Raw genomic sequence first — 16,213 nt, forward strand, 5'->3', positions numbered from 1 at the left:
GGAGATTGACCATGGCCATGACTTCATTACGCGTGCGCCGCCACCGCCTGCCGCTCTGGGCATTGGTACTGACCGTGGTGGCGGTGGCCCTTCCCGCCATCGCGACGTCGCGCGCACAGGGCGCGGCGACGGGTTGCACGGTCACTTACACCACCAACGAGTGGTCCGGCGGCTTCACCGCCCAGATCCGCGTCACGAATCTCGGCGCCGCCTTGAACGGCTGGCGGCTGGAGTGGACCCACGGCGGCGACCAGCAGGTCACGTCCGCCTGGAACGCGCAGGTCACCCAGTCGGGCAGCGCGGTGACCGCCGTGAACGTCGCGCACAATGCCGCGCTCGCCGCCGGCGGGTCCGTGGACTTCGGGCTCCAGGGCACCTGGCGCACCGCCGACCCGGCTCCCACCGCCTTTGCCCTCAACGGCACGCCGTGCGGCGGAACCGCGAGTCCCACCCCCACGGCGACCGCCTCACCGACGGCGACAGCCACGGCGCCGGCCGAATGCGTCGGGGCGACGATCTGCTCCGACTTCGAGGACCAGACCGGCACCGTGCCCTCGGGCCCCTGGCAGACCACGGCACCCGACTGCCAGGGCACGGGGCAGGTCAGCGTCGACACGTCCGTCGCCTACAGCGGCACCAGGTCGCTGCGCGTCGACGGCGGCGCCGGCTACTGCAACCATGCCTTCGCGGCCTCCACCCGCGATCTGTCCTCCGTCGGGCCCGTGGTGTACGTACGCATGCGGGTCCGGCACACCACCGCCCTGCCCACCAACCACGTCACCTTCGTCTCCATGCCGGACGCCTCACAGGGCGGCAGGGCGCTGCGCGTCGGCGGGCAGAACGGCGCGCTGCAGTGGAACCGCGAGAGCGACGACGCGACGCTGCCGGAACAGAGCCCGGCGGGGGTCGCGCTCAGTACGCCGCTGCCGACCGGCCGGTGGCTGTGCCTGCGATTCCAGATCGACACCACCGCCCAGTCCATGCGCACATGGGTCGACGACCGGGAGGTCGCCGGACTGCACGTGGACGGAGTACCGACCCAGAACGTCGACGGGCAGTGGCTCGCCCGCAGGACCCCTCCCCGCCCCACCGGCCTGCGCCTGGGGTGGGAGAGCTACGGCACCGGGGACGACACTCTCTGGTTCGACGACGTGGCCCTGGGCTCCTCACCGATCGGCTGCTGACGCCCGCGTGGGATCCCTCGGGAAGACAGGATTCGAACGCGCGACAGTCGTTGTTCCTTGATCCGTACGGCGCGCACTACCCGCTGCGGCAACTAGGAGATCAGGTGAAACGTCGTCACGTCCTCATGGCCACCGGCGCCGCCGGTGCACTGATCCTGGGTGGCCTTGCGATCGCCACCCTGCCCGCATCGGCAGCCGCCACCGGCTGCTCGATCGCGTACAAGGTGCAGAGCGAATGGCCGGGAGGGTTCACCGCGGACCTGGCCATCACAAATCTCGGCTCCCCCGTGCGAGGGTGGACCGCGACGTTCGACTTCCCGAACTCCGACCAGAAGGTCACAGGCGGCTGGAGTGCCACGTGGACACAGTCCGGAACCCGCGTGTCCGCCACCAGCCTTGACTGGAACGGTGCGCTGGATACGGGCAGGTCCGCTTCCATCGGGTTCACCGCCGCGTGGAAGGGCGTCAATCCGGAACCCGCATCCGTCGCGCTCAACGGCGTGACCTGTACTGGCTCGGTGACATCCCCGCCCCCCAGCCCCACCGCCACTCCGACCGGCGGTCCCAGTGATCCGGCCCCGGAGCTGAAGGCTTCCGGTAACAAGATCGTCACCGCGAGTGGCAAGCAGTACCGGCTGCTGGGTGTGGACCGCTCCAGCGGTGAATACGCTTGTGTGCAGGGCAAGGGGCTTTGGGACGGCGCCCCGGTCGACCAGGCTTCCGTCGACGCGATGAAGACCTGGAACATCCACGCGGTACGCCTGCCGTTGAACGAGGAATGCTGGCTCGGCATCAACGGCTCGCCCAATGGAACCACTTACCAGCAGGGCGTCAGAGACTACGTCAACCTGCTGGTGGCCAATGGCATCAACCCGATCCTCGACCTGCACTGGACGCGGGGCGCCTATACCAATGGGCCGGACTGGCACTGCAAGGACGCCACCGCGACCTGCCAGAAACCGATGCCGGACGCGCAGTACGCCACCCAGTTCTGGACCGGTGTCGCCAACGCCTTCAAGGGCAATGATGCCGTCGTCTTCGATCTGTTCAACGAACCGTACCCGGAGGTCGCCGGCGACTGGGACAAGACCGTCGGCTGGCGGTGCTGGCGAGACGGCGGTACCTGCACCGGCCTTCCCTACGAGACGGCCGGCATGCAGGACCTGGTCGACGCGGTCCGGGCCACCGGCGCGACCAACGTCCTCATGCTGGGTGGGCTGGAGTGGGCCAACGACATGCGCGAGTGGCTGACGCACATGCCGACCGACCCGTTGAACAACATCGCCGCGTCATGGCATTCGTACAGCTTCAACGCCTGTGCGACCGAATCCTGTTGGGACAGTCAGGTCGCGCCGCTCGCACAACAGGTACCGGTCGTCATCGGTGAGTTCGGCCAGGACAACTGCGGCTTCGACTACATGCAGCGGTTGGCGGACTGGGCTGACGCGCACAGCATGGGTTATCTCGCGTGGACGTGGAACCCGTGGGGCTGCAGCACCGGTGGCGTTCTCATCAAGGACTGGGCGGGCACCCCGGAACCTGGCATCGGCGAGGGTCTGAAGGCCCACCTGATCAGCCAGGACCCCTACACGACCCCGTAACCGCGCGCCCAGCGGTGAGCTGCCCGAGTTCCGTAGAGTCCGGTGATCTTGTTTCAGGGCCCTTCCACACGACTCGGCGGCCGGCCGTGGTCATGCTCCATGGCGGTCCGGGTCTGCCGGATTATCTGGGCGATGTCGCCCCCCATGGTCGCGGACCTCGCGCCTGTGTACCGGTACGACCAGCGTGGCACGGGTCAATCCCCGTGGCGGGGGCGCCATTCCTTCGCCCGGCACGTCGACGATCTCGTCGAGTTGCTCGACGCATGGGACGTGCCCAGAGCTGTGCTGGTCGGGCACTCCTACGGTACTGACCTGGCGAGCCGGTTCTGCCTGACGCATCCTGACCGGGTTGCCGCGATGCTGCTGATGTGCGGGCCGTTCGTCGGTGATTGGCGTACCGGGGACCGAGCGGAGCGAGGCCGCCGCATGTCCGCAGCGCAGTTGGAGGGGCTCCGCGCATTGGAGGAGTCGCCGCATCGCACGGAGGAGCAGGAAGTCGAGCTGCTCACACTGGCCTGGTTCACCGACCACGCCGATCCCGAACGCGGGTGGCACTGGGCCGCGCAGGGTGCCCGGCGGCGGCGCCCCGTCAACTGGGCTATGAACAGCGAGCTTGGCAAGGCAGGGCGCGCGGACCCGCTCGATGCGCATCTGGACGAGTTGCGCGCATGCCTGCCCGCGCGGGCGGAGCTTCTCGGTGGGGCCGACGATCCCCGCACGAGCCCTGGTTGGAGCAGCCCGACACCGTGCGTGCGCACCTTCGGCGATTCGTGCAAGGCGCGGTGGGCTCATAGGGCTTCGACCGGATCGCCGGTCGGCCTCGTCCCACGCTGCCGGCACCGCCGCAGGACCGGTGTCGAAATGGTCCTCGAACCAGGCCGCTCACCTGAGTGTTCGCCGGACGCTGAGGCGGCCTTCGTCCGATCATGTGCTCCGATGTCGATCCGGCCGCGGTTGAGGGCTCCGTACAAAGCGCCGTGACCACGTCGGTGCTCTGGCACCGGCGTCAGCTCCACCGGCGAGTTGCCTGGCCCGTCGACGCACAGCAGCGCGTCGGTGAACTCGACCAACTCATCCCACCGGGCGCCGGTCGAAGGCGGACGGCTCGGCGGACAACCCGATCACCGCGCCGAAGAACCCCCGGAACCATGAGGTTCCGGGGGTTCTTCGGCTTTCACTCGGCTCCGGTCTACTCGTTCATCACGGCGGCCACCTCCGCGGCGGTCAACGCACGGTTGTAGATGCGGAACTCATCGATCTTTCCGTCGAGGTACGGGTCGGTGGAGTACTGCGATCGTCCGAGATAGTTCTTGGTGTCGGCGCCGAGATCCGAGGGCTTGATGGTGATTCTGCCACTGGCCGCCTTCGCGCCATCGACATAGATCGTTCCGGTGGTGCCGTCCAGCGTCACGGCCACGTGGTGCCATCCGCCTGCCGGCAATGCGGCCGTTCCATCGACATCTTGCTCTGATCCGTTCCTGACTCCCGCCCGGATGAAACCGTTGGTCCCGTTCTTCGCCATCAGGAACATGTTCTGAGTCGTTCCGGAGCCGAAATCGAAGATTCGTGCCCACGTAGTGACCGAGTCCAGATTCACCCAGGCTGTGACAGTGATTGCCTTGGCACTGGAGATCAGCCCGGTCGGCAGTGAGGCGTACTGGCTCGACCCGCTCAGGTCGACGGCATTGCCCTTCGTGCCGGCCACGAACGTGGCGCCACCCGTCAACGTGCCGGTCCAGCCGTTGCCGGACACATCGCTCGCTGTCGTTCCGCTCGACTCGTTGAACGGGACCTCGACGGACGGCAGCGCGGTGAGCCCGCTCATGACGTGCCCGATTTCCACAGGGCTCAGGGCGCGGTTGTAGATACGGAAGTCGTCGATCTTCCCGTCGAGATAGGGATCGACGCTGTACTGGGACCGGCCGATCCAGTTCTGAGTTGTCACGCCCAGGGTGGAAGGCTTGAACGTCATCCCGGTGTTGGTGCCGACCTGTACACCGTCGACGTAGAGGATGCCGGTCGATCCGTTGAGGGTGACCGCGACGTGATGCCAGCTGCCGGTCGGCAACGCCGCCTGCCCGTCGATCACCTGCTCAGCGGAGTTGTTGTTCTTGATCGTGAACCGGATCTTGCCATTCGTTCCGTTTCGGGGGGTGATGAACATTTGGGTCGGCTTGCCCGAACCGAAGTCGAAGATCCGCGACCAGTTGCTCACGGTGTCCAGGTTGACCCACGTGGCGACGGTGACGGTGTCGTCCGTGGCCACGACACCGCTCGGCAGGGAGACGTACTGATTGGTGCCGTTGAGGTCCACGGCGTTACCGCTCTTGCCTGCCACGCGACTCGCGCCATTGGCCAGCGTGCCGCTCCACTCGTTGCCCGAATTGTCGTAGGCCGTGGTTCCGGTGGCCTCGTCGAACGGGAGCAGGGCCATGGTGGCGGTGTCCCCGGTGTCACCGAGGACCTTGACATCGTACAAAGCAGCTCTGGCGCCGCTCGGCATGCCCGTGACGGTGATCCTTACGAACTGCGCGTTCCCCGTGAAGTAGTCGGCCTGCAGTTGCGCTCCCCCGCTGTTGACGGGGTTGGTCTTGTCGACCATCGTGGTCCAGTTGGTGTCGTCACCGGACGTTTCGATCTTGTACTTGTAGGGCGCGCCTCCCGTGCCCCACATCACTTCGGTGCCGCCCGTGATGTTCATGCTGTGACCCAGGTCCACCTTCCACCAGTGGCCCGTCGCCGTGTCGTTGGCACTCCAACCGGTGGAAATGCTGGTGTCGTTCGCATTGCCCGCGGGACTGCCCGCCTGCTCGCTGTCGGAAGTGGCGACCTTACCGAGAGCCAGGTTCACCGGGTCGCCGAAGATCTTGAAGTCGTAGAGGCTCGCCCACGCACCGCTCGGGAGGCCCGTGACCGTGATCCGCACGTACCTCGCCTGGGCGGCGAACACATCGTTCTGGACCTGCGACGTATCCGTGTTGGCGGTCTTGTCGACCTTCAGCGCCCAGTTGGTGTTGTCGTTCGACGTCTCGATCTTGTACTGGTACGCCGCACCGCCGGCCGGCCACGCGACCTGCGTACCGTAGGTGATGTTCTTGACGTTCCCCAGGTCGACCTTGAAGGAATGTCCTGTGTTCCCGTCGTTCGCGCTCCAGAGCGTGGTGGGATTGCCATCGTTTCCGTTGGACGCCGGGAACCCGCTCTTCGTGCTGTCCGCGCTTGCGGACTTGCCCAGCGCGAGATTGATGGGTTCGCCCAGGACCTTGAAGTCGCTGATGCTCGCGGAAGCACCGCTGGGCATTCCGACAACCGTGATGCGAACGTATCTCGCCATGTCGTAGAACAGGTCGTTCTGCGTCTGCGCGGGATCGGTGTTGTCGGTCCTGTCCGACTTCAGAGTCCAGTTGGCACCATCGAGGGAGGTCTCGATCTTGTACTGATAGGCGCCGCTTCCGGGCCACCTCACCTGGGTTCCCTCGGTGATGGACTTGTTCGAGCCGAGATCCACGGTCCACCAGTGTCCGGGATTCCCGTCATTGGCGGTCCAGTTCGTCGCCGTGCTGGCGTCATTTCCTCCGGAGGCGGGATTCCCGGTCTGCGCGCTGTCGGTGCTCGCCGGCTTGTTCAGCGCGAGGTTCGTCGACGTGTAGTGAGGTATGGACACGGGCGCGGGTACCGAGCCGCCCGTGGCGATGAAATTGACGTCGTTGGTGTAGTTACCGACGGTGAAGTTACCGGCGCTCGCGCTGGTGATGACGGTCCCGTTCACCGTCAGGTTCTCGAACGTCACGTCCTGAGTCAGGCGACTGGCACTGTTGCCGTAGATCTGATTCACGTTCGCGTTCGAACCGGTGTAGCTCACGTTCTTGAAGTAGACGTTGTTCACGCCGCGCCCCGGACCCAGCCCGTAGCCCGGATTGTTGAACGTCAGAACATCGGCGATCCTGCCCGGAGCGTGGTCATCGATCCGTATGTTGTCGAACATCACGTCCGACACGACCGTTCCATCACTGGCCGTGACGGAGATCTGCAAGGCCTGGTGATAGTCCCAGATGTCGATGTTGGAGAAACTGAGCGACTCGATCGAGCCGCCACCGCCCGGCAGCGAGGGGTCGCCGTGCGTCCCGATGTTGATGGGGTGAGCCGTGTCGGGCGTCAGGATCGAATTGGTGACGCTGATGTTGTGGGAGTGGTTCCCCTGATAGACGCCGCCGCTGGGCTTCGAACCGTAAACGGCAATCGAGTCGTCGGACGTGCGCATGAAGATGTCGTTGATGGAGACATTGCTGGCATTGAAAAGGTCAATGCCGTCGCCCCACTTGTTGCCGCTGTACGCCGTCACGTTGTTGATGGTCACGTTCGTCGTGTCGGCGAGGTGGATCGCGTTCCCGCCGCTGTCACCGAAGCCGTAGTCGTCGATGATGATGCCGTCGATCGTGGCCTGATTGGCATAGTTGGCCGAGATCGCCCGAGCGGACGGGCGGTAGATGATTCCTCGGCCGATCACCTTGGAGTTCGTGGTGTTGTCGAGGAAGATCTCGCCGTTGATGACGGCGCCACCGGCGATGTAGAGCGTCTTGCCACTGGGAACCACGCGGTCGCCTGTGTAGAACCCTGGCCCGACGTAGATGACATTCGGGTCGGTCGGACTGGGCGGATTGACCTCGGTCGGATTGGCGATGATGTCCAGCGTGTTCCAGGCATCGCCGTTGACCAGTGCCGACAGTTTCATCGGTCCGGACATGGAGAAGGTCATCGTGCTGCCACTGATCGTGGGTGTGATGCCCTGGGTCGTGGGGCGAATCACCGCGGAGGTGATTGCACCACTGTTCAGTGTCACGGAAACGTCTACCGGGCCGTCGGTGTCGAAGTTGACGAACGAGACGTTGTGCGGATGGTAGTTGTCGACCTTCGCCGAATACTCGTCCAGGTCCTGCCATGCGCCACCGGGGACGCGCACCTTCACCGTGTACGCCGTGTTCAGGGCGACACCCGAGGGGGCCGGATACGTGGTCAGAGTCGTCGCGGCGTGCGCGGCGACCGGAAAGCTCAGCATCAGAGACGTGAGCACGAGCATGAGCGCGAGAAGAAACGCCGGCCGTGCCGCTCTGGGCTTTGCCCCGAGAGGATCGATGTGCATCAGTGGGCTCCATCATCTTTGTTGAAGCTGAAACGCGGGGGATTCCTCGCACACGTGACCGGGACCTGCCCCGAGGGGTGAGTGCCGTCAGCGCACCAGGCGTACTTCGCGCAGCCGGATGGTGGCTGCGGGTCCTGCCGCTTCGAAGCGGATCTCGACGGGCCCGGCAGGACGATTCGGGTGGAGCGGGAGCACCTGGGTCTCCTCGCCCTCGGCGGAGGGTAAGGGGATGAGCGTGCCCAGTACGTGTCCGTCGACCAGTACCCGGGTCGGTCCGGCGGCTGTGTCTGCGAGGTGGGTGATCTGCAGACCGGTGGCGGCGGCGTCCCGGTCTGCCAGACGGTAGGACCACCATCCGGTGGCGGCCCGCCACCTCAGCCCGTCGGTGAGCCCCGACCAGGTGTCCCGTCCATCGAACCCGTGGTCGCTTTCGGGTTGTTGCTCACCGGCGGCGACGGCGTCGACGGTGCGGTCGTGCAGTTCGAGTGACGCTTCGTCGGCAGCGCGCAGCTCCGCCCGCCGCTCCCGGAGCCGCTCCGGTTCGGCCAGGGGGAAGTAGAGGTGGTACCGGGAGTCGTGGATGCCGGCGAACGGCACGAGGGTGACGGACTCGCCCGGTCGCGTCGCTTCCACGTGATCGAGGGCGAACTCCAGCCGGTCCGGGGCGAGTCGGCGCACCCCGGCCGCCGCGTCGGAGGTGTTCCGGGCGAGTACGACGGGCAGATGCTCCAGAGGGCGCAGCGGGCCGCCCGCGACATGTCCCATCCTGGAGTCGTCGGCGAAGAGGCCGACCAGGTCGTTCCGGTCGCCCTCGGCGGCGAGGACGGTGGGCCCGTAGCGGAACGACACCCACGGCGAGCCGTCGGGGAGCAACTCGGCGCTGACGCAAGGGCGAAGGCGCAGGGTGATCGTGTCCCCCGCGTGCCACTGCCGTTCCAGACGTACGTAGGTCAGAGGCTGTCCGGTCGTCGTCCCGCGCGTCGTGAGCGAGGTGGCCGCCCCGCCCGCCGGCGGCACGCCGTTGATGTGGACCTGCGGCGCCCCTTCGTGCCAGTCGGGGACGCGGATGTGGATCGCCACAGGGGTGGCGCCGGCCTCGCGTACCAGGAGTGCGACCTTGTCGTCGTAGGGGGCCGTCGTGGTCTGCTCCAGCACCAAGCCCTGTTCGGGCAGGCTGAGCCGGGAGGCGATGAAGAGGTTGACGAACAGGTTGGCGTACAGGTCGTCGCCCTCGGTGGTGTACACCAGCTCGCCGTACTTCGCGTGGTTCTCCAGCCCGGTGCCGACGCAGCACCAGAAGCAGTTCTGGGACGTCGACACCACGCGGTAGTGGCCCGGCCGCACCGGTGTGAAATACACCAGGCCGCCCTCGGGACGCACGGACGACAGGATGTGGTTGACCGTCGCCCGCTCGTAGTGGTCGAGCACCTCGCCGTCCGGCTCTTCGAGGAACAGGGCGCGGCCGAGCTTGAGCATGTTGTACGTGTTGCAGGTCTCGGGGCCCTCGGGCGACTCCAGGGCGGAGCCGAAGTCGTCGCGGGGGTGCAGGTGTTCGCGTACGGAGTTGCCGCCGAAGGAGTACGTCCGGTGCCGGGTCATGGTCTGCCAGAAGAACCGGGCGGCGTCCCGCAGGCCCGGGTCGGCGGCGACCTCGCCGAGCCGCTGGTATCCGACGGCCTTGGCGATCTGGGTGTTGGCGTGCATCCCGTCGAGGACGTCGCGGTGCTCGCGCAGCGGGCCGAGCAGGGACCGGTCGAGGAACCGGCGTGCCAGGGCGGCGTACCGGTCCGAGCCGGTGACCTCGGCGAGGTCCGCCAGCGCCTCGCACATCCCGCCGAACTCCGTACGGAGCATGGCCTCGTGGGTGTCGCCGTCCATCCCCGCCGCCAACCGGTCCCACCAGTCCGCCAGCCGTCGTACGGCGGTCAGGGCCGCCTCCGAGCCGGTGTACCGGTGGGCGTCCAGCAGGCCGGCGAAGAGCTTGTGCAGGTTGTACCAGGGCACCCAGGCGCCACCCAACTCGAACGAGTCCCGCTCCACCTGGCCTGCGGCGACCCGCTCCCACAGCCGCACGCCGTCCGGGATACCCCCGACGTAGCCGGTGCCCAGAGCGTCCTGGCACTCGACGACGCCCTCAACCAGCCGTTCGACCATGGCTGTCGGCCGGGGATCGTCCGTCACCGCGCTCATGAGCGCGGCACCCGACAGCGCGTGCCCGACGGTGTGGCCGTCGAGCCCCGAGTTCTCCCAGTTGCCGTACGACTCCGCGACCGGCGGCAGGCCGGCCTCGCGCCGCAGGGGCGCGAGGAGCCGGTCGGTGTCGAGAGACAGCAAGTACTCCAGGGCGGTGGCCTGCGCCTCCAGGAACGGGCCGGGAAGAAGGCGTACCGCGCTGCGGGGGAAGGACTGCATGGCTACCAGCTCCCTTCGTTCGAACGTGTGGTCAGGAGTCGTTGTCGTTTCCGCCGTAAGCGCTCAGCAGCAGGTCGTACTCCGCCTGGGTCAGGGGGAGCACCGAGCCGTGCTTGGCTTCATGCGGCAGTTGGTATCCGGTCGACGGGGTCCACTTACCGGAGTCGAGATCGGTGCTCTCGAACGGGACGTAGCTGCGCCCCCCGAACTCGTCGATGAGCATGTACCACTTGTCCTCCGTGTTCGACTTGAACACGGCCGGGCCCTCACCGCGGGTGATGTCCCCCTTGCCGATCCGGTCGGCCACGAACTCGTACGAGGTGGAGGTCAGTTCGCGGGACTTCTCGGCGATGATGAACTTCGCGCCGGGCAGGGAGGGGGTCTGGTCCCGCTCGTCCTTCGTGTAGCGGTAGTAGACGCCGTTGTGCTTGATGACGGCCGAGTCGATGACGGCGTGGCCCGGATCGTGCCAGACCCTGGGTTCGCTGAAGGAGCGGAAGTCTCCGGTGGTGGCGTACAGCATGGTGTTGTACGCCTCGCCGGTGTGCTCGGGGTCGTCCTCCGCGTAGAGCTTCGAGGCCCAGAAGACGACGTACGTGCCGAGTTCGTCCGCGTAACAGGCCTTCGGCGCCCAGGTGTTGCCCGCGGTGTCGGGGGACACCTGGACCAGGCGGGGGTCGGTCCAGTGGACGAGGTCCGTGGAGTCCCACACCACGATCGACCGGCTGCCGGTGCGCTCCGCCCGGTCCCAGATGTCCGACTGCTGCTCACCGGCGCCGCCCGAGGTCAGCAGATCCGTGGCGATCAGGTGGAAGGTGTCCCCCTGGGGGGAGCGGATCAGGAACGGGTCGCGGAGTCCTCCGGTGCCGAGGCCGGAGGCCAGGACGGGCTGTCCGGCGTTGAGTTCCCGGTAGCGCAACGGATCGTTGCCGCGGCTGAGGGCGACGCGGATCCGTTCGTCGTCGGCGGTGGGGTTGCCGACGAAGTAGACGAGCAGGTAACCGGCGTAGACCGGATCGGGCTGGTGCACGAACACTCCTGAGTAGCGTGAAGGAAGTTGGGCGGGAGCGGTCCCGCGAGCGCCTGCGGCGCGCTCAGGTGGAGGTGTCCGTCGGCAGGGAAACCGTGATCGGGGTGCTTCGTCCCGCGGCCAGGGCGATCTTCCTGGCGTGCGGGCCGAGCACACTGCGGCTGGTGGGTGCGGTCGTGGTGACGGCGGTGATGCCTCGTCGGCTGATCAGCGTGATCTCCTGGGCCGTGTCCGAGGTGACGGTCACGGTCGCGGTGCCGCCGGACAGGTTCCAGTCCAGGCTGTGGACGCGGATTCGGCCGCGGGCCCGGACCCCGGTGAGCCGGCCCCTGTCCCACTGCTCGGGGAGCGCGGGAAGGAGTTCGAGCACGCCCGGCCGGGTGTGGAGCAGGGCTTCGGCCAGGACGGCGGGCAGTGCGTGGGCGGCGTCGGCGTTGTAGATGTCACGGCCGGGGTTGTGGGAGGTCATCAGCGAGCGGAAGACCATGTCGTTGCCGGTGATCTTCCGGAGGCTGTCGTAGAGCTTGGCGCTGTCCTTGAGCCGGGCGGCAGCCAGGGCCCGGTGGAGACTGCCGTGCGCGGACAGGTTCTGGTCTTCGCGCCGTTCGAGGGCCTTGAGCGCCGGGGTTACGAGGTCGGGGCGCTCCTCCGGGTTGATCTCGTCCAGCGGCCAGGCGCCGTACAGGTGCTGGATGTGGCGGTGGTCGTAGTGGTCGGTCAGGGTGGGCCAGGACCATTCGGCGAGGGCGCCGTCCTCGTTGATCCGGTACTCGGGGAGCTTGTCGAGCAGTGCCGTCCAGCGTTCGACGCCCTCGCCGGTGCCCTGCTCGACGCCGAGGACACCCGCCGCGTCGATGGCGGCCCGCAGGGCGTGCCGGCCGGCGGTGATGTCGCCGGTGGCGTTGACGGACAGGTGCTCGCCCGTGTTGCCGGGGGCGTTCTCCATGGAGAAGGACGGTACGAAGACCACCTTGCCGTCGGTGTCGGTGCGGGTGAGGAAGTCCTCGTAGAACAGGGCGAGTTCGAGCAGCGCGGGACCGAGCCTGTCCCGCAGGAAGGCATGGTCGCCGGTGACCTCGTAGTACTCCAGGAGCGGCTGGAGCAGCCAGTCGGCGCCGCCGGTCCAGCAGTGCCCGGGGAAGTCACTGTTGTTGAAGTGGAGCATGTGGCCGTACTCGCCGTCGGTACGGGAGGGGGCGAGGAAACCACGGGCGCCGTAGAGGTTCCTGGCGTTGGTCCGCCAGTGGTCCAACTGGCCGAGGACCAGGGTGAAGTAACCCTCCATCACCTCGGTCAGGTCGAGGATGTTGCCGCCGGCCACCTGGAGGTTGACGTTGGCGTCCGTGGTGAAGTCACCGGCCCAGGCGGCGGTCCACGCCCCTGTCCAGATACCGGTCAGGCGGGGTGGCAGGATGCCGCTGGAGCTGAGGAAGAGGTAGCGGCCGGAGTCGTAGAGCCGCTCCAGCAGGGCCGTGCCGATGACGGTGGGGTCCGCGTTCTGACGGGCGATCAGCTCGGTGGTCGAGAGCCCGCGGTCGGCGGTGGGGACGTTCAGGTCGAGGCGGGAGCGGTCGTACAGCTCCGAGTGGATCTTTGTGTGGCGGGCGAGCAGTGCCTCGTAGTCGGCGTCCAGGGCGGCCAGTTGGGCGTGCAGCGGCCGGGAGTCCCAGGCGCCGGGCGTCTCGTACCGGTCCAGCCGGGTGAGGAGGGTGAGTCCGGTCGTCCCCCTGACCGTGACGGTCGGGCCGTCGGCGGTGATCGTGCCGCCGGTCGGCACGATGCGGGTGACGCCCTCGTAGCCGTAGGCGCCCATGCCCTCGGGGTAGGTGCCGCGCAGGTTCAGCCAGCCGGAGCCTTCACCGACGTCGGCCAGGGTGGTGAACCGCACGCGGGTGTGCAGGCCGTCGCGTCCGCTGTGGACGGTGGGTGTGTCGTCGAGGGCGGTGTGCACGCTCAGGGTGACGTCGACGGTACGGCCGGGGGGCGGGGTGAGTTCGTGGACGACGACCCGGTCGGCGCGGGAGACGAAGACCCGGCGGGACCAGGTGCCGTGCGTGTCCGCCCAGGCGGAGGTGACCTCGCCGGTGCGGAAGTCGGTGACCCGGACGTACTCGTCGGCGGTCGGGTCCTCCTCGGTGGCGATCCGCAGCTCGTACGCGGGGTGGTAGGTCTGGGTCCAGCGCAGCTCCCACCCGTCGGCGAAGTCCCGGCACGCTCCCGTGTAGTCCCCGGCCAGTGCCTTGTCCCGCACCGCTTCCAGCCGGTCGGCGAGCACCGGCGGGGCGACGTCACGGGTGCCGTTCGGCAGGACGAGGCGGTGGTGGTTGAAGACGGTCTTCTCCAGCGCCGGGTCCCCGTACACCACAGCCCCGTACTCACCGTTGCCGGTGACGAAGCCGTCCGTCCACGCGTCGGCGGGAACGGTGTCATGGATCCCACGGTCGGGAAGCGCGACCAGGGCAGGCCCGGGCGAGTTCGGGTCGCCCGCGGAAGGACGTACGGAGTGCATGGCTTTCCAGTCTTTCGTGCGGAGGAGCGTCATCGTCGGCGAGGACACGGGGTTCCGGGACGCGGCCGGCCTTCGCTCGCCGCGTGAGTCCCGGCACCGGGCCGGGGGGTGAGGTGCCCTGGCCCGGTGCCGGTGGTCTCCCTCGGAGAGATCCGAGGAGTCCGGCGCCGATCCGGGCCGGTCAGCTGAACTGCGCCGCCACGGCTGCCCCCTCGCGTACGAAGACGGGGATGCGCTCCAGCGGGGCGTCGGCGTCGAGCGTCGTACCGCCCTCCAGCACGCTTCCGGTGACCGGGTCCAGCCAGCGCGCTCCGGACGGCAGGTACACCCGGCGGGACCGAGCGCCCGCCTCGTACACGGGCGCCACCAGCACATCGGGACCGAGCAGGAACTGGTCGTCGACGTCCCAGGCGTGCTCGTCGTCGGGGAAGCCGAAGAACAGCGGTCGCATCGGCGGGGCGCCGGTGCGGTGGGCTTCCTCGGACAGTTCCCGCAGATACGGGCGCAGGCGCTCGCGCAGCGACAGGTGCTCCCGGAGGATGCCGTACGCCTCCTCGCCGTAGGACCAGACCTCGTTCGGGCCGCCGCTCATGTCCGTCGAGAACGTGGGGTGGTTGGGCTTACGGTCGCCGTGCAGGCGCATGACGGGGCTGAAGGTGCCGTACTGGAACCAGCGGATCAGCACCTCGTGGTAGGCGGGGTCGGCCGGGTCGCCGCCGCCGAAGCCGCCGATGTCGGTGTTCCACCAAGGGATGCCGCTCATCGCGACGTTGAGCCCGGCCCGGATCTGCTGCGCGAGAGAGGAGAAGGTCGAGGGGATGTCGCCGGACCACAGGGCCGCCCCGTACTTCTGGCTGCCGGCCCATGCGGACCGGACCAGGGACAGCGGCCGGTCGTCGCCCGCCGCGGCCAGGCCGTCGGCGACCGTACGGGTGTGCAGCACGGGGTAGAGGTTCGCGACCTCGGCTGCCGGCCCGGCCGCGTAGAGGGCGCGGTCGGCGGCCTCGCGGGTCAGCAGGTCGGGTTCGCAGGCGTCCAGCCAGAAGGAAGTCACGCCCAGCGAACGGTAGTTGTCGTTCAGCCGCTGCCACAGCGCCGCCCGTGCGCCGGGGTGGGTGGCGTCGTAGTAGGCCATCGGGCGCATCGGTTCCTCGGCACTGCGCGACGGCCACGGGAAGGTGAGCAGTCCGCCGTCCGTGTCCTGGACGAGGTGTCCGGACGCGCGCAGTTCGTCGAAGGTGTCACTGCCTGGCTCGACGGTCGGCCACACCGAGACCGCGAGCTTCACCCCGAGGTCGTCGAGCTCCTCGACCATGGCGGCGGGGTCGGGCCACTCGCTCTCCTCGAAACGCCAGTCGCCCATGTTCGGCCAGTGGAAGAAGTCGCAGACGATGACCGACAGCGGCAGCCCGCGCTCCCTGTACTCCCGTGCCACCGCGAGGAGTTCCTCCTGCGTGCGGTAGCGCAGCTTCGACTGCCAGAAACCGGACGCCCACTCGGGGAGGAGAGGCGGGCGTCCGGTGACCAGGGTGTACGCGTCGATGATCTGGGCCGGGGTGTCGCCCGCCGTGACCCAGTAGTCGACGCGCCCGCCGCCGTCGGCGGTCCACCGGGTGGTGTCGGCGCCCAGCTCGACACGGCCGGTGGCGGGGTTGTTCCACAGCAGTCCGTAGCCGCGCGAGGAGTGCAGGAAGGGGATGGCGGCCGTGGTGTTGAGCTGGACCAGGTCGATCACACAGCCCTTCTGGTCCAGACGCCCGTGCAGATGCTGTCCCAGGCCGTGCAGCCGCTCACCGTCGTATCCCTCGAAGTGCTGCTCCGTCCGGCCGCCCGCCGCGTGGACGCGGGGGCCGGCGTGGTGGACGTACGGCTTCTTCTCGGCGAGGAGTTCACAGCCCGAGGCGGCGTCCAGGAACCGCAGCCTGCCGTCCGCCGAGGCCTCGACGGCGACACGGCCGTTGACCAGGCGGGCGGAGCCGTCGTCCGACAGGGACAGCTCGGCCTGCGAGGACGGCGGGAGGCTGTCCAGCGCGCCGGGAGCGACGGGGTCGATGGTTCCCGAGGCGGCCCGCACCCGGACGGCGTGTGGCCCCCAGGCCTCGATACGGAGGATCTCTTCGGCGGTGTGGCGTTCCAGACCGCCGAAGCGAATGCTGTAGGACAAGGCATTTCCTCTGTGCTCTCAAGGCCCCTGGACGGGGCCCGCGTGCGGGTGTGGCCACGAGGGTCGGGCACGGCCTGCGGTTGCCGGGCGGCACAGGCCACCTGATGGGTCGGTGCGCGGTTCCCGGTGAAGGTGACGGCCGCCCCGACCCGGCCTGGCCGGGGTGAACCGTG

Annotated in this window: 8 protein-coding genes; 3 read left to right on the forward strand and 5 right to left on the reverse strand. The window is 68.1% G+C overall.

Features of this window, described 5'->3' with window-relative positions; genetic code table 11:
• The first annotated feature begins 17 nt into the window (after positions 1-17).
• From AOK08_RS04860 to AOK08_RS04870, 3 genes are all read left to right on the forward strand, one after another.
• On the forward strand, positions 18-1,184 hold the full coding sequence (locus AOK08_RS04860) for a cellulose binding domain-containing protein (RefSeq protein ID WP_055523986.1): 1,167 nt from the start codon (positions 18-20) through the stop codon (positions 1,182-1,184).
• Positions 1,185-1,309: 125 nt separating this feature from the next.
• Complete coding sequence (locus tag AOK08_RS04865) at positions 1,310-2,785, forward strand: cellulase family glycosylhydrolase (protein ID WP_055523942.1); 1,476 nt, start codon at positions 1,310-1,312, stop codon at positions 2,783-2,785.
• 144 nt (positions 2,786-2,929) lie between these two features.
• Positions 2,930-3,766 (forward strand): alpha/beta fold hydrolase, encoded by an 837-nt coding sequence (locus tag AOK08_RS04870; protein ID WP_277816007.1) that lies wholly within the window; start codon positions 2,930-2,932, stop codon positions 3,764-3,766.
• A gap of 208 nt (positions 3,767-3,974) precedes the next feature.
• Here the strand turns inward: AOK08_RS04870 and AOK08_RS04875 are convergent, their stop codons facing one another.
• The 5 genes from AOK08_RS04875 to AOK08_RS04895 all read right to left on the reverse strand — a co-directional run bounded on the left by AOK08_RS04875 (position 3,975) and on the right by AOK08_RS04895 (position 16,040).
• On the reverse strand, positions 3,975-7,925 hold the full coding sequence (locus tag AOK08_RS04875; protein ID WP_055523943.1) for a LamG-like jellyroll fold domain-containing protein: 3,951 nt from the start codon (positions 7,923-7,925) through the stop codon (positions 3,975-3,977).
• Positions 7,926-8,012: 87 nt separating this feature from the next.
• Positions 8,013-10,337 (reverse strand): beta-L-arabinofuranosidase domain-containing protein, encoded by a 2,325-nt coding sequence (locus AOK08_RS04880; RefSeq protein WP_055523945.1) that lies wholly within the window; start codon positions 10,335-10,337, stop codon positions 8,013-8,015.
• A 31-nt stretch (positions 10,338-10,368) separates the two neighbouring features.
• Entirely contained in the window at positions 10,369-11,367 is a 999-nt protein-coding gene (locus tag AOK08_RS04885; RefSeq protein WP_055523947.1) for a glycoside hydrolase family 43 protein, read from the reverse strand.
• A 64-nt stretch (positions 11,368-11,431) separates the two neighbouring features.
• The gene (locus AOK08_RS04890; RefSeq protein WP_241826832.1) at positions 11,432-13,876 is read right to left on the reverse strand and encodes a glycosyl hydrolase family 95 catalytic domain-containing protein; all 2,445 of its coding nucleotides are present in this window, start codon (positions 13,874-13,876) and stop codon (positions 11,432-11,434) included.
• A 181-nt stretch (positions 13,877-14,057) separates the two neighbouring features.
• Positions 14,058-16,040 carry a glycoside hydrolase family 31 protein gene (locus AOK08_RS04895; RefSeq protein WP_055523953.1) on the reverse strand — a complete coding sequence of 661 codons (1,983 nt, stop codon included), beginning with the start codon at positions 16,038-16,040 and terminating at the stop codon, positions 14,058-14,060.
• Between the last annotated feature and the right edge of the window lie 173 nt (positions 16,041-16,213).

The organism is Streptomyces graminilatus (assembly GCF_001418565.1).
GTDB lineage: Bacteria > Actinomycetota > Actinomycetes > Streptomycetales > Streptomycetaceae > Streptomyces > Streptomyces graminilatus.